Origin of the sequence: Pseudoalteromonas sp. P1-30 (assembly GCF_001400005.1) — a bacterium.
GTDB lineage: Bacteria > Pseudomonadota > Gammaproteobacteria > Enterobacterales > Alteromonadaceae > Pseudoalteromonas > Pseudoalteromonas atlantica.
Window position 1 is genome coordinate 20,176 of sequence record NZ_LKBC01000010.1, and the last position, 17,988, is coordinate 38,163.

The window sequence follows — 17,988 nt, forward strand, 5'->3', positions numbered from 1 at the left end:
TTCTCTGAGTAAAAATATGAGCATCGAACAGTTAAGAAATATAGCGATTATCGCGCACGTTGACCACGGTAAAACGACATTGGTTGACAAACTACTTGAGCAATCAGGTACATTAGAAACACGCGGCGGTAACGAAGAGCGTGTGATGGACTCAAACGACATTGAGAAAGAACGTGGTATTACCATTTTGGCTAAAAACACAGCCATTTCTTGGAAAGACTACCATATCAATATCGTAGATACCCCGGGACACGCCGATTTTGGTGGTGAAGTTGAACGCGTACTTTCGATGGCTGACTCAGTATTATTACTTGTTGATGCTCAAGAAGGTCCAATGCCGCAAACGCGTTTCGTAACGCAAAAAGCATTCGCGCAAGGCTTAAAGCCAATTGTTGTTATCAACAAAATCGACAAGCCAGGTGCACGTCCTGATTGGGTTATGGATCAAATCTTTGATTTATTCGACAACCTTGGTGCAACTGACGAACAGCTAGACTTTAAAGTAATCTACGCTTCAGCAATCAACGGTTGGGCTACACTAGATTTAGACGAGCCGTCTGACAACATGGAACCTATGTTCCAAATGATCGTTGACGAAGTATCACCACCGGATGCAGATCCTGAAGGTGACTTCCAAATGCAGATTTCTCAGCTTGATTACAACTCTTATAAAGGTGTAATCGGTATCGGCCGTATCAAACGTGGTTCTGTTGTGCCTAACCAGCAAGTAACGATTGTTAGTGCTGATGGCTCTACGCGTAACGGCAAAATCGGTTCAGTACAAAGCTACCTAGGTCTTGAGCGTATCGAAACAGATAAAGCTTACGCTGGTAACATTGTAACGGTAACAGGTCTTGGCGAGCTTAAGATTTCAGACACTGTTTGTTGCCCTAACAACGTTGAAGCATTACCACCACTAAGTGTTGATGAGCCAACAGTAACAATGACGTTCTCTGTAAATAACTCTCCTTTCTGTGGTAAAGAAGGTAAGTTTGTAACATCACGTAATATTCGTGAGCGTTTAGACAAAGAATTAGTACATAACGTTGCACTTCGTGTTGCTGATACTGACAACCCAGATAGCTTCCGCGTATCGGGCCGTGGTGAATTACACCTTGGTATCTTAATCGAAAACATGCGTCGTGAAGGTTATGAGCTAGCTGTATCTCGTCCAGAAGTAATCTTGCGTACTGTTGATGGCGTATTAGAAGAACCGTACGAAACACTAACAATTGACTGTGAAGAAGAGCATCAAGGTTCTATCATGGAGCAAATTGGTCTTCGTAAAGGTGAACTTACTGATATGGCACCAGATGGTAAGGGCCGTATGCGTTTAGACTTTATGATCCCAAGCCGTGGCTTAATCGGTTTCCAAACTGAGTTCATGACGTTAACTTCAGGTTCTGGTTTACTTTACCATACATTCGATCACTACGGTCCGCACAAAGGTGGCGAGCTAGGTGTTCGTAAGAACGGCGTAATGATTGCAAATGCAACAGGTAAAGCACTTACTAACGCATTATTCAACTTACAAGAGCGTGGTAAATTATTCATCGGTCACGGTGTTGAAGTTTACGAAGGTATGGTTATCGGTATTCATAGCCGTGATAACGACCTTACAGTTAACGCCCTTAAAGGTAAGCAACTTACTAACGTTCGTGCATCTGGTACAGATGAAGCACAAACATTGACGCCACCATTGAACTACACACTTGAGCAAGCGCTTGAGTTCATCGATGATGACGAGTTAGTAGAAGTAACACCTGAGAACATTCGTATTCGTAAACGTCACTTAACTGAAAGTGAGCGTAAGCGTGCGGGTCGTGCTCCAAAATCATAATCTATTAATTTAGAAAAATGATTTCAAAAGCCGCTGTATTGCAAAATACAGCGGCTTTTTTGTGGGTTAAAACAAGAGTTGTCAGCTATAAGTTATCAGCGGTCAGTTTAGAACGGCGCAACTAAATAGGCTGGTTTAAGCTGAAAGTCAGTAGGCTATATAAACCTGCAACAATGCATAGTTGTAGTGCGTATTGGTGGGGCATTTTTTCGTTGGGTTTCGCTACGCTCAACCCAACCTACTTCTCAACTATTTATTAGTAGTTACTTTTTGGAAGTAGTGTGATTTTTCCAAATACGTCAATGTTTATAGTCCGTTCTATAGTGAAACTGCCACAATGTATTTATCTCTAAAAGCGCAGCGCCTCTTATTCTCTTTGTGAATAATTTACTTAAAAAATATTTGCACAAGGAGAAGGGAATGAGAAGTACAAGAGTCAAAGCTTAATCAATCGATAACGCAAAGCATCTGTCATTGTTGGTAGGGTGTTTTTTCGTTGGGTTTCGCTGCGCTCAACCCAACCTACTTCTCAACTATTTATTAGTGGTTACTTTTTGGCAGCAGGGTAATTTTGCCAAAGACATCTGCGTCTATAAAACCGCGGTTTCTGTCGCCATTGACTGGTTGTACTTCGTGCGAGCCCATAAAGTGCTCGCGTACTTCGCTGCCATCGTTATCGCAATACGCGAGCATAAAACCAATGACTTGTTTTTCATTAAGCGTAATGGGCGTGTTTATAGTGCCTTCTTGGTAATCGTTAGGGTAGAGCTTTATAGCAACTTCCCAGGTGATGTTATAAGGGGCTTGGGTATTACGTTTCCAGTTGCTTGTTAAGTGGTCGGTGTATAAATGGGCTTTTTTATCGGGGCCGTAATCGGCGGCTTGGTTATCAAGGCCAATATGATATGCCAACGCGGTATGGTTAAACTGGTGAATACCACCTGACGCGTCGCTATCGATAAAAATTTCCAGCGCATCGTCATCCCAATATTTTACGGTCGGGTCTGGGTGCGTATCAATAAGTACATCGTCAGTTATATCGGCTTGTAAATACAGGTAGTTTTTATCCCACAGCAGGCGGTAGCGGCCTTTAAAGTCGGCATCTGATGAGGGCAAGGTGCCATCCATTAAATGCGGCATATCATGCCACGTTGCTTTATCCCATGCGCTTTCAGATACGCCATCAATAGTAATAGGGGTCGATGTGTGCGCTACATCAATGGCCATTACTGGGGCGCTTAATAAACAGCTTAAAGCTAATGCGTGTTTTTTCATTAATTTCTCAATGTTAATATGTATTTAGATATAACAATCATCCTAAAACAGTTCAGCAATGAGTTACAGTGAAATACTTTCGCCTTCGTTTAAAATATATAAAGGTGTGGTTGAAGCCATTTTATTGTGCATATAAAGCAACCTTAACAGTGCTGAATGGCTTGTCCGGTCGCCCATTTTCCAGCTTGAGTTACCATAGCCCCACGGTATCATTACTTTACAGTTAAGGTCACTAGCTGCATTTACAGCATCCTCTGGTGTGGTGTGTACATAACGATACCAAGTAGGGCTATCTTCACTGTAATACGAGGCTATGGGCAGTAGGCATATGTCTATATCGCCATACTTTTGCTGAATGTCTTTAAAGTGTTTTGAGTAGCCGGTATCGCCTGCAAAAAACACGGTACTGCCGTTTTGCTCAAGCAACCAGCCATTCCATAGGTCTTTATCGTTATCTTCGTAAATAAAGGGTACCAATACGCGGCTACTAAAGTGGTGCGCTGGTAGGGCATGAATCGTTAAATCATCAAGTTGTGTTTTTGCATACCAGGCCATTTCGCTAATGTTATAGCCACCAGTAGGGAAGTTGTCGGCCATACCTAATGGCGTTAAGTAGCGAGGTTGATTACCAAGCTCTTCTATATCGGCTTTATTAAAGTGATCGTAATGAATATGCGAGTACATCACTGCACTTAAGTTTTTAAGCTCGTTTTTTGTAAGCCAATCGCCGGGTTGCCTGTAAAACCCTGAGGCTAACCTAAAGGCTAAATCAACAGGTGAGTCGAACTGCTCTTTTACAGGATCAAATAGCACGTGTTGTCCGTTAGGTGTGCGGATCATAAATCCTGCGTGTCCTAGCCAGCGCACGGTAAAGCCCGTATTTAAATTAATTGGCTTTTGCTCAGCAATAAATTGGCAATCTTCAGCATCTTGTTTGCATTGTAATTTAGGACTTGGCGGGTAGCAGCCGGTTTCGCAGGTGGTGGGGTAAGTTTTTTTGCCAGGGTAGAGGTTATAAAAGCGTCCTTTTCGCTCGCCTGTTTGATGCTGCGGGGTAAGCGTGTTTTCCCCTGCTATCACCTCAATGCGATTAGCGGTTTCGCAAGCGCTAAGCAATCCACAAATAAATACAAGGCTGGTGGTTTTTAGGTTCATTGCTGTTATCTATTATTATTTTTATAAAAGTATAACAACATCAAAAGATTAACAAATAGTTCAAAGGTAACAAAACGTAACAACAAAAAAGCCTGCAATATGCAGGCTTTGTTAGGCAGATTTTAATTGATTAGCCAGCGCTATTCATTTGCTCTATAAACTTGTTTGAATCGGCAATTGATTTATTCATGTCGTTCATCAGCACTTGAATATCACGCTTTAAATTAGTGAATTCGCCTTTAATAGCGGCAACCGCTTGTGCGTTTAAGTTATGCTTTAAGTACAGTACGTTATCTTGTAAAGACGATAGCACTGGCTCCATTTTGCTCTCTGCACTGCGCATAGAGCGTAGTAACTGGCTAAATTGGCGTTGTGTAGCCGCTAGCTTTTTACTGCTTTCGCGCTTAAGCGACGCGCTTTTGTATTGCTCAAGCTCATCGCTCCATTCGTCAAATAAAGCTTCTGCTACATCTTCAACTTTATTAATATTGCTCGACACTTCATTAGCGGCTGCTAAGCTCGACTCATAATCATCGTTAAGTTGATTGTAGGCATCTTGTAACTCGCCGCCATCAAAATTAATTAAAGTTGTTAGGCGCTCAAGTGCTGATTGAAATTCTTCTTGCGACTCTTCTTGTGAATCTTTGGTCTCTTCTACGCGGTCAATAAGAATGTCGCGCTTATGTACACCTACTTTTTCCATTGCAGAATAATAGGCCGACTGACAGCCCGATAAAGTAAGCGTAATGGCCAGTACCGAGGCGCTAAGTAATGTTTGTTTTTTCATTTGGATCCCTATTTACCAGTAAGTGCTGTAAATTATGGTGCTGATTGCTATCATAATCAAAATTCGATTAGCACAAGTCAATTGTATGAATGATAAGCTCTCCCTTTATAAACAGCAAGCTATCTCCTTTTTAAGGCAACAGCCAAGCTGGTGGATGCAGTACGTTAACCGCTGTATAGACGATCAAATTACAGTGAATGCAGGCTACCTTGCCTATGTTACTTTGCTTTCTTTAGTGCCTTTGATAGCGGTAGGCGTGGCAATATTTTCGGCCTTCCCGGGGTTTGAGTCGACCCGCATAGCCATAGAAAGCTTTTTGTTTACTAACTTTGTACCTACCTCATCTGATGTGATTAAAGAGCATATAAGCTCCTTTGCTGGCAATGCGAACCAAATGACCGCGGTGGGTATTGGCTTTTTAGCGGCGATTGCATTGCTGCTTATACGTAATGTTGATGCCACGCTTAATCGCATTTGGCGTATTAAGAAAAAACGCCCCATGATGATCTCTTTTGCGGTTTATTGGATGGTATTGAGCTTAGGCCCCGTACTACTGGGCGCAAGTATTGGTGTTACATCGTATATTGTTTCGTTAGTGTCGTTTGCCGATCAGGGCATTCCTGGGTTTAGTGGCTTTTTGTTAAAGCTGGTGCCTTATGGCTTTTCGATGATTGGCTTTTTAATGTTATACACTTTAGTGCCTAACACGCCTGTATCTATTAGGGCTGCGCTACCGGGGGCTCTTTTTGCGGCAGTATTATTTGAGCTGACTAAAAAAGGCTTTGCGCTTTATATTAGCCATTTTCCTTCGTACGAAGTAATTTATGGCGCTGTTGCGACCATTCCTATTTTATTTGTGTGGGTGTATTTGTCGTGGGTGGTGGTGTTATTAGGGGCCGAATTTACCGCCTGTATAAGCCCTAATCATGTACCACAAACACCAGAAATAGACATTGATGAAGAACTAAAAACAGAGGAACGCAGTTAAATGCAAGGCTTAATACAACGTGTAAAAAGTGCCAAAGTAGAAGTTGATAACCAAGTTATAGGTGAAATTGGCCAAGGTATTTTATTGTTACTCGGTGTTGAAAAACCAGATGATGAGCAAGCCGCCGACAAGCTGTTGCATAAGGTAAGTAATTACCGAATATTTACCGATGAAAACGACAAAATGAACTTAAGCCTAAAAGATATAGGCGGTGAGTTACTCGTGGTGTCGCAATTTACATTAGCGGCTGACACTAAAAAAGGCATGCGGCCAAGCTTTTCATCGGCAGCCACACCTAGCCAAGCTAACGCGCTTTACGAGTACTTTGTAACTCAAGCTAAAGCGCAAGGTATTAGTGTTGCCACGGGAGAGTTTGGCGCCGATATGCAAGTGAGCTTGTGTAACGATGGACCTGTTACGTTTAACTTATCGGTTTAATTACCAGCTTTAGTAACAATAATAATATGATTCACAAAGCCCGCAATTTTATGCGGGCTTACTTTTACGCCAAACACATTAAATAGTAATTGCTGTAACTGAATTAACTGCGACTCATGTTGCGACAAAAAGTTAATAAATAACGTGCCACCTGCGTTTAGCGCATCGTATATTTTTTGATAAAAAGCGCGTTCAAACAAAAATCGTGGTGCATCTATCTGGCTAAATAAATCAAGAATAATCCAGTCATGGTTATGTGCCTTGCTAAGTACATTTTGCGCGTCATCACACTGCACGTCACTTTGGTTTTTAAGAGCGAAAAAATCTGTATAGCAGGCAATTATATCTGCATTTTTTTCAACTGATGTTACGCGTGCCTGCGGGTAAGTGTATTGTAAGTAATTACGTATAGCGCCACCGCCAAGGCCAAGTTCTAACACATGATTTGGTGGTGCTAAGGTTTGCCACTGCTTAGCTAAATAGGTTAAATGTGGAAATAGTAAGCGCTGTGGATTGTTAAGCTCTATCACCGATTGCAATGTATCGTTAATTAGCAGCCAGCGAAGCTGCCCGAATTGGCGAACCTGTATGTGATCGCCTGCATATTTATGCCAGTAAACTAGTTGCCCAATATCTTGGCTGTGACTAATAAAGTGGCTACTCACTACACCCGTTAAAGGGTTTATAAAATCGCTCATAACATTAAGGGCCTGTTGACCTTTCAGGATTAAAGTTTGTTCAATCTAGGGGCGATTTAATCGCGGCGCGAGATTTGTAACCTAGTGGGCTAGGTAACTGCTCCTGCGTTACTCTACTGGCTTACACCCATGTAGGCAACAAAGAGTAAATTTCCCCTAGGCAGAACCCTTCGCTCAGTGCATGCTCAATCTCTAAAGGCCCAGCATTAACTAGCTGATGCGATGGGTAAAACAGTTATTTTTTCGCTTGCTTACCAAAGTCGTATTGGCAGTGTTTAAAAGATGGAGTATGGTATTTGCCATAATAATTCCAACCAACTTAATCTTTAATTTTCTAATGTAAAAACCAATGTGCAGGTTAAAGAGTTATTCAGTTGGATTACATGCCGTAGCCTTTATTTTTTATTTACGGCAAAACAACAGGAGTATATATGTTTCAAGTAACTACACCGCAGAGCAGCGAAGACTGGCAAGCGTACTATCAATTACGTTGGGAAGTACTACGTGCGCCTTGGAATGAGCCTCGTGGCTCTGAACAAGATGATATGGAACAAGACTCAGAGCATCGCTTTATAAAAAATAACAACGGTGATGTGCTTGGTGTGGCCCGTTTACACTTTAACAACCATGAGCAAGCGCAAGTACGTTACATGGCCGTAGCCGAAGGCAACCGTAACCAGCATATTGGTAGCCGTTTATTACACGAGCTTGAAAAAATAGCATGGACGCAAAATGCAGGCGAATTAGTGTTATTTGCTCGCGAGCGTGCGCTTGAGTTTTATAAGCGCCACGGCTATGAGCTAAAAGAAAAAGCCCACTTAGCGTATGGCGATGTTCAACATTTCAAAATGATTAAGCAAAAGCCTAGTGAGCCGGGATGGTTTCGCCACCCTGATTGGACGCAAGTACTGCAAAATATTTGGCGTGAATCAATCCCAATTAGTGATGCAATGGGTATAAAAGTAGAAAGCTACACAGATTGGCAGTTTACAACGCGTGCTGATTTAGACGCTAACTTAAACCTACACAACACTATGTTTGCAGGCTCTATATACAGCTTAGCAACCTTAACCGGTTGGGGCGCAACGTACTTAGCGCTTAAAGAGGCAGGGCTTGAGGGCAATATTGTATTAGCCGATGCCACTATAAAATACTTAAAACCACTTAATACCGACCCACGCGGTTGTGTTGATGTGCAAACCTGTAAAGGTAAGCTCAGTGAGCTGGAAACAACAGGCAAAGCAAGCTACGTAGTACCTGTTACTATATTTGATGGCAGCGATGTTGTTGCAGAGTTTGAAGGGGTGTTTGCCGTTAAAAAATAACGAGTAACGCTTTAATAAAAAAGCCAAGCACTTTATAAAAGGGCTTGGCTTTTTTTATGGTGTATTAATAAATTAGAGTAAATCGGTAAGTAATATACCTACACCAATACGCTCTACATCAGCGTTATAATCAATTAGGCTCTCACCGTAACCGTTAAAGTACTGCGCGTAGCCACGTAAACGACCCCAAAGCGGGAATGACCAATCTAGTTGAAGTGCACCACGGTTATCTGAATTTAAATTGTTACGAGTCATAAAGCTAAACTCGTGATCGTGATAACGATACGCCCCGCCAAATTCAAAGTAACCCATGTATTTGTAAATATCTGGATTGTCGTCGCCATCGGCTTCTAATATATTGTCTTTTTCATCCTCGGCAATGCGATACCAAGGTTTAAAGCTAAATACAAAACCGCTCTTTTCCCATATAAAATCGGCGTAAATTCGGTTCCATGAACGAGAGTTTGGCTGGCTGCGGCCATTAGATTGGTGCGAAATACCCAGCGCTATGGCCATTTCGTCGCCCCAAAGTACGTTTTCTTGGTCTAGGTAGTTTACCCAAAATATTTCTGGTTCGTAGTTGGTTTCACGAAACGGAGAAGAAATCTCTGAGTTATAAATCTGCCAATACGACTGCAAAGTAAAGCCAAAAAATATGGCTTGGTCTTCATCTGCAAAATCATCGTACAGTGGCACTTTAATAGAAAGCTGGTATTTAGCCTCTAGGTTATCAAGGGGTTCGCCATTTTCTTCATCTGTTAGCTCGTCAAAGCCATCAAACGGGCGATCGTTAGGGTGCGAGACATACGATAAAGGTAAAATGTAGTTACGTTTATGCGGCGTAATTACGTTACGATTTTTTTTGCTTACCTCTTCGCGAGCCTTGCGTTTATCAAGTGCGGTAAGTTGTTTGTTTTCTTCAAGGGCGGAGCATTTTGTACGCAGCTCGTCTAAGGTTTGCTTACCATCGCCACCAATTACTTCATTTAAAATACATTGCTTAACTAGCTCTATGTCGTTGTCTTGTTCATTTTTTTTAACCTCTTGTTGGGCAAAAGAGGGTGTGCTTAGTAAAGCCGTAACTGCAATCCAATAACGCCAGCTCATTGTTTATTCCTTTGAGAGTAAGGTAGATTTATAAATTATAACGTGTTTTTACATTTGTAACGGTGAACTTTCACTGAATTTACACTTATTTGATTACCTTACGTTTACACCGTTATCACAGATCAAAAAAAGCGGCATATAGCCGCTTATATTGTAAGTTAGTTAACTTACTCTCACGCAATGAGAAGGGGGAGTTATAGCGCGGTGCGTTATAACTCAAATACGTTAGTAAAAAACTTATAAAGTTCAGTGCCTTGGTTTACGCTTGCTGAGGCAAAATGCAAAATAGCAATTGCATCGCAATCAAGGCTTAATGTTTGTAGGGGCTGCTCAGTTAAATAGCGCTCCATGCGTAATATATGGGCTATTGGCTCGCCTGCCTTTATGTGTGCGCCTAACGGAGCAACATACTCAACCATGCCGCCAATCGGCGCATAATAAGCAAAGTAGTCATCTAAATGGCACGCATAACGGGTCATCTGCTTAGGTTGATGCGCTGCATCTACCAATACATTTTTATGGTTCAAATAGCTTAAAATGCTGTTTGCATCATCAAAGGCGGCTGCTAAATCTATTTTTTCTTGGCTGCCTAGCTCTACTGTAAAGGCCTCAACCTGTACATTGAAGTCCCTGCCTTGCGCACTAAGTGCATCACTTAGATGCCACCATGGGCAAAAGCTAGCTTCATCCATTGCGCCATCAAAGTCGCTTGGAATAAGCAGTACGTGTTCAATATTAAAATAACGTGCACTGTCGCTGGCATACGTTGGACAGTACAGATGCTTACTTGAAATAGGCCCCGTGTGTAAGTCGAGCACTATATCTGCTTGATGCGCAAGCTTTTGCAGGTTAAGCGCAATGCGTTTACCGGTATTGAGCAAGTAAGCTGGGCCATTAAGTTTGGCATCTATTTCATCAAGCAGGGCTTTTTTAAAATTACTTTTTAAAGTTGCATCGTCGTACTGGCTATGCTCGTGTGCAAACTGGGTGACTAAATCACTATTGTAGTGATACATACGGTTCCAGTTAGTGCCAGTAATAGGGTCGAATCGGCCAAGGGTAAATTCCCCTGATTTTTGATTACAACCTATAGGGTTAGCATAAGGTACTAAGGTAATGTCGCCTTTTAAATTGAGCTGTTTTAACTGCTCTAGCAGCTGAAAAATAACCGCGTTACCTTGTACCTCGGCGCCATGCATATTGGCTTGAATATACACGCTTGGCCCGTTGCCATCGCCTTTTAAGCGATACACCGGAATAGTTAGGGGTAAGCCGTTTGCTACTTCCCCTACTACAATATTTTCTTGGCTAATGGGTGTTGTTATGCTCATGTTTATTACCTTAAGTAGTGATTGGCATCTTCTGCTTGGCGCACACACGTGAGCTCGCCATTTTGTAACACGTATTCTGCAGCTAGTTCATGGCATAAAAAATAGGGCATGCTTTCGGTAAAACCATAGGCGCCACATTGGCTAAACACCAGCCAGTCTTGCTCGTTTAAATCGCTTGGTAGGGTATGCTCGCCTAGGCAATCAAGGGCAGTACATAATGGGCCGTATAAGCTCATTGCTTGTTCTGGCGCTGTTGATTCGCGCAGTAACGCCGCAGGAAAATCTTGGCTTGTAACAGCAGGGCGTAATAAGTGGTTAATACCACCGGTTAAAATAACTTGCTGTTGCCCGTAGTTTTGTTTGCACTCAACGACGGGGTTAGCGTAATGTCCGCATTCGCCTACAGCGTAACGGCCAAGCTCCATCCAAAGCTCGTCTACACCCGCATCTTTTTTAATTTTTGCCAGCGCGGTGATTAATCCATCCCACTCAAGTGTTGCATCGTTTGGTGTGTAAGGAATACCTAAACCGCCGCCTAAGTCTAAAATTTTCAGGTTTATATTTAAGTTATTAGCCAAGGTGGTAAGCGGTGCAATCATTTGCGACCACAGCTCGCTTAGCTTTTGCGTGCTAAGCATGTTGCCCCACTGAAAAATATGCAGACCATCAAAATTAAGTGCTGGGTAATCGCCAGTATTGAGCGCTTGCCATTCATCGCAACCAAGCCCAAACGGAGTAAGGCTGTCACCCCCTAATGGGTTTTTTTCACCTTCTGGCCAGCGTAATTGCACACGCAGTAATACTTGCAGCTGCGTATTTTGCAGCTGCGCTTGCTGGTTTAACCAACGTACTTGATTGAGGCTTTCGGCAACAAAAATACGCACGCCGCGCTCAATAAAGTGTTTAATTTGTTTAGGGCTCTTTGCAGGCCCTGTGTTGAGCACGCGCTGTGAACTAATACCTTGTGCAAGGACTTGTTCAAGCTCACCTTTACTTGCTACGTCAAAGTTAAATCCGGCGCTGTCTAGGCATTGAATAACCTTAGAAAGCGGATTGGCTTTTACCGCATACCAAAGCTTTACATCGGTTTGCGCAACTAAACGGGTAAGGTGTGCGTTTAGTTTGTCTAAGTCGTAAACAAAAAAAGGTGTATCAAGTTGCTGAGTAAGTGTATTTACGGCGGCCTTGATAGGCGTGCTCAAAAAGCTCATTATCGTAAAACCTCTTCTAGCAATAACGATGCATCGCTTTGCTCGTCGCGGTATTTAACAATGAGTGCACACGACATGCTTAAGCCTTGCTCACGAGCCCATTCGTTAGACGCAGGGCGAGAGCCTGGTATTACAATAGCGTACTCTGGAATTGGCTCGCCTTTATCTAGCTGGCGCTCGTTAACACAGTCGTAAACCGGAATAGTGGCAGATAAACGCACACCTGGGGCAAGTACCGCGCCTTTTTTAACCACTACGCCTTCAACAATGACACAACCTGCGCCAATAAACGCATCGTCTTCAACCACGACTGGGCTTGCCCCAATTGGCTCAAGTACACCACCAAGTTGAACAGCTGCGCTTAAATGTACATTTTTACCAACTTGTGCACATGAACCCACTAATGCGTGGCTATCAACCATAGTACCTTCGTCGATGTATGCGCCAATATTTACGTACGCTGGTGGCATAATAATAGTGCCTTTAGCTACGTAGGCACCGCGGCGAACACTGGTACCACCTGGTACCATACGCACGCCATCTTCAGTGCTAAATTCTTGCGGTGCAAGGTTGTGCTTATCAACAAACCCGCCTGCAAACTCGGTGTTAGTTCCATTTTTAAAGGCTTCTAAAATGCCTTGTTTTACTTCTACGTTAGCTTCCCATTGGCCGCTTTCGTTTTGTGATGCTGCGCGTACTGCGCCCGATTCTAAATTATTTAGTAGTTCTAACCAGCTCATTATAAAAACCTGTGTTTAATGCCAAGATAAAATGGTGTCGTTTGCAGTGGTAATGCAATCGGTTTGCGTTAACTCAAGATGCGTTAAAGGTGGGCGCAACAGTGGGCTATTTAAACGCCCTTGCTGGTGCATTAGCACTTTAACGGGAATAGGGTTTGCTACAGCAAATAGGCTATTGATAGCGCGAGTCCACTGAGCAAATAAATTGGGGTGTTGACCGCTTAGGCTGCGCTTTACAAATTCGTGTGTTTGCAAAGGCCATGCATTGGCCGCAACCGAAACTAAGCCTTTTGCACCTGCTTGGGCAAAGTAGGGCATAAGTGCATCGTCGCCACTGTATAGCGCTAAATTAGGCGCGGCTTGTCGGTATGCTTCAAATTGGGTGATGTTGCCACTGGCTTCTTTTAAAGCCCACAGTTTTGGGTGCGCTTTTAAGTTTTCAATGGTTTCGATAGGAATGCTTACACCGCTGCGCCCAGGTACGTTGTACAACATACACGGATGCGCGCTTTCGTTTAATAAGCTTTCGTACCAATGTGTTTGACCTACAGCCCCTGGTTTTGCATAAAGAGGCGAGCCTAATAAGTAGCTGTGAATAGGTAATTGGTTACAGTAGCTAACCCATTCTTTTTGTTGGGCCAAATTATTACCACCAACAGCAACCATAAGCGGTACACTGGGTTTTAATTGGCACACGTGCTCAACAATGCCTTGCTGCTCTTTAAGCGTAAGGGCTAAGCCTTCACCTGTGCTACCGAGCAGTAAAATACCGTTGTGTGCCGCTTCTTGTTCGCTAACAAGTGCTGTGAGCGTGCCGTAGTCAACATTACCTTGTTGATCAAACGGCGTAACAAGCGCTGTCCACAGTGCGTAGTCGTCTAAATTGAAGTTGTGAATCATCTCTTACGAACCTATAAGGTGTTCGAGATATTAAGGAGGCTGTATGATGTGAGCCGCATTAACGTCGTTCGAACAGTATTCGAAGAGCGAATGGGCTTAAAATAATAGGGCGCACGGCTTTATTATTTAAGACCAGAAGCTCTCCACCAAACTAATAAGCTGCTCTAAAACAGCTATTGGTGACAGTCGCTAGGATTCAACCTAGTCGCCCGAAGTAATTGCTTCGCAAAAGCGTTTACCTCTCGGCGGTATTCCCCTCACATATGCTCACTGGAGTTTGCGCTCCTAACATACGCTACCTGAATAACGCACCTCTTCTAGCCCTTTGTATTTTGTTTAACCGCAAAAGGTTTAACAAAATACAATTTAAATAGGGTAATTGCGGCGATTAAAACATTTTAGCCGTCTAGGTGTCAAGTTGCAGGATACAGATTAGTTCATCGAAAATGTGGGTGGTTACGTATTAGCTGCTTTTCTCGTAAACTAACCCTATGAGCAGTGATGAGGTATTTAATAAGTATGGAAAAATTTAGCGATATTTATAAGCGAGCAGTAGAGCGAAAAGGTTCTGAAAAAATGCTTAAGTTATTACTCGCAAAACCCTTATCTAAAAAAGCATTAAGCGCATTAAGTGACGACGATTGGCTTGAAGAGTTTACCCGTAAAGTATTTCAAAGCGGGTTTTACTGGTCGGTAATAAACAGTAAATGGCCAGGTTTTAGAGAGGTTTTTTGGCAGTTTAGTGTTGATAAATTACTTATGATGCCGCCCGATATGCTCGAGCAAAAAGCAACTGATGAGCGCATTATTCGTAATTATAAAAAGGTAAAAACAATTCCTGAAAATGCATACATGATCCACGAAATAGCACAGCAACATGGCAGTTTTAGCCAATTTGTAGCTAACTGGCCAGGCGATGACATTATTGGTTTATGGGCGCATTTAAAAAAACACGGCGCCCGTTTGGGCGGCAATACAGGCCCGTATGCCTTAAGAGCGCTTGGTAAAGATACTTTTTTACTTTCGCGAGATGTGGAAAGTTACCTAAGAGCGCACAAAATTATAGATGGCGGCCTGCAAACTAAAAAGTCACTCACTGGCGCACAGGCGTTTTTTAACGAAATGCAAAAGCAAAGTGGTTTGAGCCTGCAAGAACTTAGCTTAATTGTGGCTTACAGCGTGGGCGACAATCGCGTAGGCATAAGCCAACAAACAGAGGATTAACCATGAAACTAGTGCCAAGATACACAGACATAGCAGATAACTTTGCAATAGAGGACAGTCCATCAAGCGTTGCTGCTGCGCAATTACTTTTGTGGAACGAAGCGTTAGCACAGCAGTTTAAGATAGATGTTGAGCCTGCGCTGCGCGCCAGTACTTTTGCTGGTAACGAGCCACAACCGGTAAATGCTGTAGCGCTTGGCTATTCTGGGCATCAGTTTGGGCACTTTTCGCCGCGCTTGGGGGATGGGCGAGCGCACTTACTGGGTGCTATCAGCGATGATAAAAATCAGCTGTGGGATATTCAGTTAAAAGGCTCAGGCGCCACGCCTTTTTCAAGAGGAGGCGATGGGCGATGTGCACTAGGCCCCGCTATTCGCGAGTATATTATGAGCGAAGCTATGCATGGCTTAGGGATTAAAACCACGAGGTGTTTGGCTGTTGTAGGCACAGGTGAAGCTGTTTATCGTAATCCGCCGCAACCAGGCGCAATTGTTACCCGCTTAGCAAGTAGCCATATTCGCGTTGGCTCGTTTCAGTATTTAGCAACTCAAGGTGATGTAGAGGGATTAAAAAAATTAGCTGATGTAGCCATTGAGCGTCATTACCCAAGTATTCAATCAGCAGGGGCTCAGCGCTATTTAGACTTTTTAGCAGCCGTTATAAATAGTCAGCTAGCGCTGGTTATTAGCTGGATGCGAGTGGGCTTTATTCATGGCGTTATGAATACTGATAATACCTTGATAAGCGGCGAAACTATCGACTACGGCCCGTGTGCAATGATGAATACCTTTGATTTTGATACCGTGTTTAGCTCAATTGATAAGCAAGGTCGCTATGCCTATGGTAATCAGCCAAATATTGTAAGTTGGAACTGTGCGCGTTTAGCCGAGAGCCTAATACCGCTTATACATGAAGATGACGAACAAGCTGTAAGTTTAATGGCGCCGTTAATTAATCAGTTTTCTACGTTATTTAACGCGCAATATAATCAAATGTGGGCACAAAAATTAGGCTTAGCAGGTTATAAAGAAGACGATGTAGAGCTTGTAAGTAAGTTATTATTGTTATTTCAAGAGCATAAGCTCGATTACACCAACACCTTTGATGCCCTAACCGAGTCATTAAAGGGTGGCAAAGTGCCAGATGAATTAACGCAATGGGCCCAGTTATGGCAAAAAAGATGTGATGAAAACAGCTATAACCTAATGAGAGCGGCTAACCCAAGGGTTATACCGCGTAATCACATCGTCGAAGAAATACTTGCGCAATATAATCAGCACGGCGAGAGCGAGCTGCTAAGCGACTTTTTAACGGTGATGAGTAACCCATATGATAAAACAGCTAACTTAGCCCGCTTTCAAGAGACAGGTAAAGATGACAAGGGCTATCAAACTTTTTGCGGTACTTAAGTATTGTAATTAATTGTAAGTTTTTGATTATAAATAGTCATTTTTAAATAATGCAGTGTACAATGATTGAGCAGTTACTCGCTCGGTGTTATTGTGCGCATTCATAAAAAGTAACTATTTATAAATTACCATAATTTATTAATTGCAGATTAGGTAAAAATTTTTACTTAACCTACAATTGGTGGTTGGAATGCCTGTAGATCGTTGAAAAAATTTATAAACTTTATTTTTCGTTAAGTATCGATTAACAAAAGCTCGGGTAGTGTGTATAAAACTGGTTGAGCTAGTATTGATTAGCTACAATTTTCTAAGTTGTTAAAATGGGAAGAAAACAATGAAATTAAAATCACTTACAATTGCAATTGCGTTAGCTGCAACTAGCGCGTCTACATTCGCTGCCGATAAAGAAGAAGGTTTCTACATTGGTGCATTTGGTGACTACTATGATGCGTCATGGGAAAACATGCGCGCTCAAGCTGGCCTTGACGTAAACGAGTCAACTGGTTGGGGTGTAGAAGCAGGTTACCGTTTCAGCGATTACTGGAGCGCACGCCTTGAGTATGCAGATATGGACTTTAACGCGTTCGATAAAGCTGCGGGCAATCGTAATAATATCGACGGCGAGCGTTACGGTATTGATGCGCTTTACCACCTTGACGGCGGTCCTTTCTACGGTCTATTCGGTATTAAAGAAATGGACGTAGTAGATGACAACACATTCTTAAACGCAGGTGTTGGTTACCAACACTTTATTACTGATGGCTTTTTCGTAAACGCTGAAACTGCGGTATACCAAGGTCTTGATAAAGGTTACACAGATGTAGGTGCTAAAATTGGTATTAACTACTTATTTGGCCAAAACTCTATGCCTGCTCAGCCTGTAGAGCCAGCGCCTACAGCAGTAGTAGAAGTACCTGTAGAACCTAAAGACAGCGACAACGACAACATCCTAGATAAAGATGATAAATGTCCTAACACGCCAATGACAGACGCTGTTGATGGCGATGGCTGTACTTTATACGAAGACCGTGAAGTAACAACAAGCTTATTAGTTACTTTCCCACATGATTCTGCACAAGTTGGTCAACGTTACTTTGACGACATTGCATCAGTATCTGAGTTTTTAAAAGAGCACGAAGATACAACTGTACTACTTGAAGGCCACGCATCAGCTGTAGGTAACGCAAACTACAACAAGATGCTTTCTAAAAAGCGTGCTGATGATGTAGCACAAGAGCTAATTAAAGATGGCATTGCTGAAGATCGCATTACAACTGTTGGTCTAGGTGAAGAACGTCTTAAAAACACAGCTAACACGAAAGAAGCTCACGCTGAAAACCGTCGTGTAGAAGCACATGTAAAATCTATTGAACGTGTAAAAGTTAAGCGTTAATAGTTACTTACTTTATTTTAAAAACCCAGCTTAGTGCTGGGTTTTTTTATGCCTTTAAAACTGCATATGCAGTATTAACCTGATTAAACAAGAATGATTATTACTTAACAAACATTCACGAAAATAGAATTTACGCTTACCACTATTCATAATATTTATAGTCGGTA

General features: G+C 42.5%; 16 protein-coding genes and 1 riboswitch. Of the genes, 7 read left to right on the top strand and 9 right to left on the bottom strand.

The features are described from left to right. Nucleotides 1-16 precede the first annotated feature (16 nt). Nucleotides 17-1,840 carry a translational GTPase TypA gene (gene typA, locus AN395_RS14110; protein ID WP_004589455.1) on the top strand — a complete coding sequence of 608 codons (1,824 nt, stop codon included), beginning with the start codon at nucleotides 17-19 and terminating at the stop codon, nucleotides 1,838-1,840. A 540-nt stretch (nucleotides 1,841-2,380) separates the two neighbouring features. On the opposite strand, the gene AN395_RS14115 is transcribed toward typA, so the two are convergent. The 3 genes from AN395_RS14115 to AN395_RS14125 all read right to left on the bottom strand — a co-directional run bounded on the left by AN395_RS14115 (nucleotide 2,381) and on the right by AN395_RS14125 (nucleotide 5,057). Beyond that, nucleotides 2,381-3,115, bottom strand: coding sequence for a CBM9 family sugar-binding protein (locus tag AN395_RS14115; protein ID WP_054983369.1), 735 nt, complete (start codon nucleotides 3,113-3,115; stop codon nucleotides 2,381-2,383). Between the two features lie 63 nt (nucleotides 3,116-3,178). After that, a complete protein-coding gene (locus tag AN395_RS14120; RefSeq protein WP_054983370.1) occupies nucleotides 3,179-4,270 on the bottom strand; it encodes an MBL fold metallo-hydrolase in 1,092 nt (363 codons plus the stop codon). A 130-nt stretch (nucleotides 4,271-4,400) separates the two neighbouring features. After that, the gene (locus AN395_RS14125; RefSeq protein WP_004588426.1) at nucleotides 4,401-5,057 is read right to left on the bottom strand and encodes a DUF2959 domain-containing protein; all 657 of its coding nucleotides are present in this window, start codon (nucleotides 5,055-5,057) and stop codon (nucleotides 4,401-4,403) included. 85 nt (nucleotides 5,058-5,142) lie between these two features. On the opposite strand from AN395_RS14125, the gene AN395_RS14130 reads away from it, so the two are divergent. Beyond that, nucleotides 5,143-6,045 (top strand): virulence factor BrkB family protein, encoded by a 903-nt coding sequence (locus AN395_RS14130; protein ID WP_029773504.1) that lies wholly within the window; start codon nucleotides 5,143-5,145, stop codon nucleotides 6,043-6,045. Further along, nucleotides 6,046-6,483 carry a D-aminoacyl-tRNA deacylase gene (dtd, locus tag AN395_RS14135; RefSeq protein WP_054983371.1) on the top strand — a complete coding sequence of 146 codons (438 nt, stop codon included), beginning with the start codon at nucleotides 6,046-6,048 and terminating at the stop codon, nucleotides 6,481-6,483. On the opposite strand, the gene AN395_RS14140 is transcribed toward dtd, so the two are convergent. Further along, nucleotides 6,480-7,181 (bottom strand): spermidine synthase, encoded by a 702-nt coding sequence (locus AN395_RS14140; protein ID WP_054983372.1) that lies wholly within the window; start codon nucleotides 7,179-7,181, stop codon nucleotides 6,480-6,482. The genes dtd and AN395_RS14140 overlap by 4 nt on opposite strands. Nucleotides 7,182-7,612: 431 nt before the next feature. On the opposite strand from AN395_RS14140, the gene AN395_RS14145 reads away from it, so the two are divergent. After that, nucleotides 7,613-8,506 carry a bifunctional GNAT family N-acetyltransferase/hotdog fold thioesterase gene (locus tag AN395_RS14145; protein ID WP_024032005.1) on the top strand — a complete coding sequence of 298 codons (894 nt, stop codon included), beginning with the start codon at nucleotides 7,613-7,615 and terminating at the stop codon, nucleotides 8,504-8,506. Nucleotides 8,507-8,578: 72 nt separating this feature from the next. On the opposite strand, the gene AN395_RS14150 is transcribed toward AN395_RS14145, so the two are convergent. The 5 genes from AN395_RS14150 to dapA all read right to left on the bottom strand — a co-directional run bounded on the left by AN395_RS14150 (nucleotide 8,579) and on the right by dapA (nucleotide 13,795). After that, nucleotides 8,579-9,613 (bottom strand): phospholipase A, encoded by a 1,035-nt coding sequence (locus tag AN395_RS14150; protein WP_024032006.1) that lies wholly within the window; start codon nucleotides 9,611-9,613, stop codon nucleotides 8,579-8,581. A 209-nt stretch (nucleotides 9,614-9,822) separates the two neighbouring features. Further along, entirely contained in the window at nucleotides 9,823-10,944 is a 1,122-nt protein-coding gene (locus tag AN395_RS14155; RefSeq protein WP_054983373.1) for a succinylglutamate desuccinylase/aspartoacylase family protein, read from the bottom strand. Nucleotides 10,945-10,949: 5 nt separating this feature from the next. Then, on the bottom strand, nucleotides 10,950-12,155 hold the full coding sequence (locus AN395_RS14160; protein ID WP_054983374.1) for a PLP-dependent decarboxylase: 1,206 nt from the start codon (nucleotides 12,153-12,155) through the stop codon (nucleotides 10,950-10,952). After that, nucleotides 12,155-12,895 (bottom strand): 2,3,4,5-tetrahydropyridine-2,6-dicarboxylate N-succinyltransferase, encoded by a 741-nt coding sequence (locus AN395_RS14165; RefSeq protein ID WP_054983375.1) that lies wholly within the window; start codon nucleotides 12,893-12,895, stop codon nucleotides 12,155-12,157. Before AN395_RS14165 ends, AN395_RS14160 begins: the two co-directional genes overlap by 1 nt. Before the next feature lie 15 nt (nucleotides 12,896-12,910). Further along, nucleotides 12,911-13,795, bottom strand: a complete 885-nt coding sequence (gene dapA / locus AN395_RS14170; protein WP_054983376.1) for a 4-hydroxy-tetrahydrodipicolinate synthase — start codon at nucleotides 13,793-13,795, stop codon at nucleotides 12,911-12,913. Nucleotides 13,796-13,923: 128 nt separating this feature from the next. Next, a riboswitch (Lysine riboswitch) is annotated at nucleotides 13,924-14,120 on the bottom strand. A 194-nt stretch (nucleotides 14,121-14,314) separates the two neighbouring features. Here dapA and AN395_RS14175 point away from each other — a divergent pair. The 3 genes from AN395_RS14175 to AN395_RS14185 all read left to right on the top strand — a co-directional run bounded on the left by AN395_RS14175 (nucleotide 14,315) and on the right by AN395_RS14185 (nucleotide 17,821). After that, complete coding sequence (locus tag AN395_RS14175) at nucleotides 14,315-15,019, top strand: DNA-3-methyladenine glycosylase I (protein ID WP_054983377.1); 705 nt, start codon at nucleotides 14,315-14,317, stop codon at nucleotides 15,017-15,019. A 2-nt stretch (nucleotides 15,020-15,021) separates the two neighbouring features. Continuing rightward, nucleotides 15,022-16,428, top strand: coding sequence for a YdiU family protein (locus tag AN395_RS14180; RefSeq protein ID WP_054983378.1), 1,407 nt, complete (start codon nucleotides 15,022-15,024; stop codon nucleotides 16,426-16,428). Nucleotides 16,429-16,762: 334 nt separating this feature from the next. Further along, nucleotides 16,763-17,821: an OmpA family protein gene (locus tag AN395_RS14185; RefSeq protein WP_004588161.1), complete on the top strand. Its 1,059-nt coding sequence runs from the start codon at nucleotides 16,763-16,765 to the stop codon at nucleotides 17,819-17,821. Nucleotides 17,822-17,988 lie beyond the last annotated feature (167 nt).

Excerpts from the sequence above, each read along its gene's own strand:
- typA (WP_004589455.1), top strand. The coding sequence starts at position 17 with ATGAGCATCGAACAGTTAAGAAATATAGCGATTATCGCGCACGTTGAC.
- AN395_RS14115 (WP_054983369.1), bottom strand. The coding sequence starts at position 3,115 with ATGAAAAAACACGCATTAGCTTTAAGCTGTTTATTAAGCGCCCCAGTA.
- AN395_RS14120 (WP_054983370.1), bottom strand. The coding sequence starts at position 4,270 with ATGAACCTAAAAACCACCAGCCTTGTATTTATTTGTGGATTGCTTAGC.
- AN395_RS14125 (WP_004588426.1), bottom strand. The coding sequence starts at position 5,057 with ATGAAAAAACAAACATTACTTAGCGCCTCGGTACTGGCCATTACGCTT.
- AN395_RS14130 (WP_029773504.1), top strand. The coding sequence starts at position 5,143 with ATGAATGATAAGCTCTCCCTTTATAAACAGCAAGCTATCTCCTTTTTA.
- dtd (WP_054983371.1), top strand. The coding sequence starts at position 6,046 with ATGCAAGGCTTAATACAACGTGTAAAAAGTGCCAAAGTAGAAGTTGAT.
- AN395_RS14140 (WP_054983372.1), bottom strand. The coding sequence starts at position 7,181 with ATGAGCGATTTTATAAACCCTTTAACGGGTGTAGTGAGTAGCCACTTT.
- AN395_RS14145 (WP_024032005.1), top strand. The coding sequence starts at position 7,613 with ATGTTTCAAGTAACTACACCGCAGAGCAGCGAAGACTGGCAAGCGTAC.
- AN395_RS14150 (WP_024032006.1), bottom strand. The coding sequence starts at position 9,613 with ATGAGCTGGCGTTATTGGATTGCAGTTACGGCTTTACTAAGCACACCC.
- AN395_RS14155 (WP_054983373.1), bottom strand. The coding sequence starts at position 10,944 with ATGAGCATAACAACACCCATTAGCCAAGAAAATATTGTAGTAGGGGAA.
- AN395_RS14160 (WP_054983374.1), bottom strand. The coding sequence starts at position 12,155 with ATGAGCTTTTTGAGCACGCCTATCAAGGCCGCCGTAAATACACTTACT.
- AN395_RS14165 (WP_054983375.1), bottom strand. The coding sequence starts at position 12,895 with ATGAGCTGGTTAGAACTACTAAATAATTTAGAATCGGGCGCAGTACGC.
- dapA (WP_054983376.1), bottom strand. The coding sequence starts at position 13,795 with ATGATTCACAACTTCAATTTAGACGACTACGCACTGTGGACAGCGCTT.
- AN395_RS14175 (WP_054983377.1), top strand. The coding sequence starts at position 14,315 with ATGGAAAAATTTAGCGATATTTATAAGCGAGCAGTAGAGCGAAAAGGT.
- AN395_RS14180 (WP_054983378.1), top strand. The coding sequence starts at position 15,022 with ATGAAACTAGTGCCAAGATACACAGACATAGCAGATAACTTTGCAATA.
- AN395_RS14185 (WP_004588161.1), top strand. The coding sequence starts at position 16,763 with ATGAAATTAAAATCACTTACAATTGCAATTGCGTTAGCTGCAACTAGC.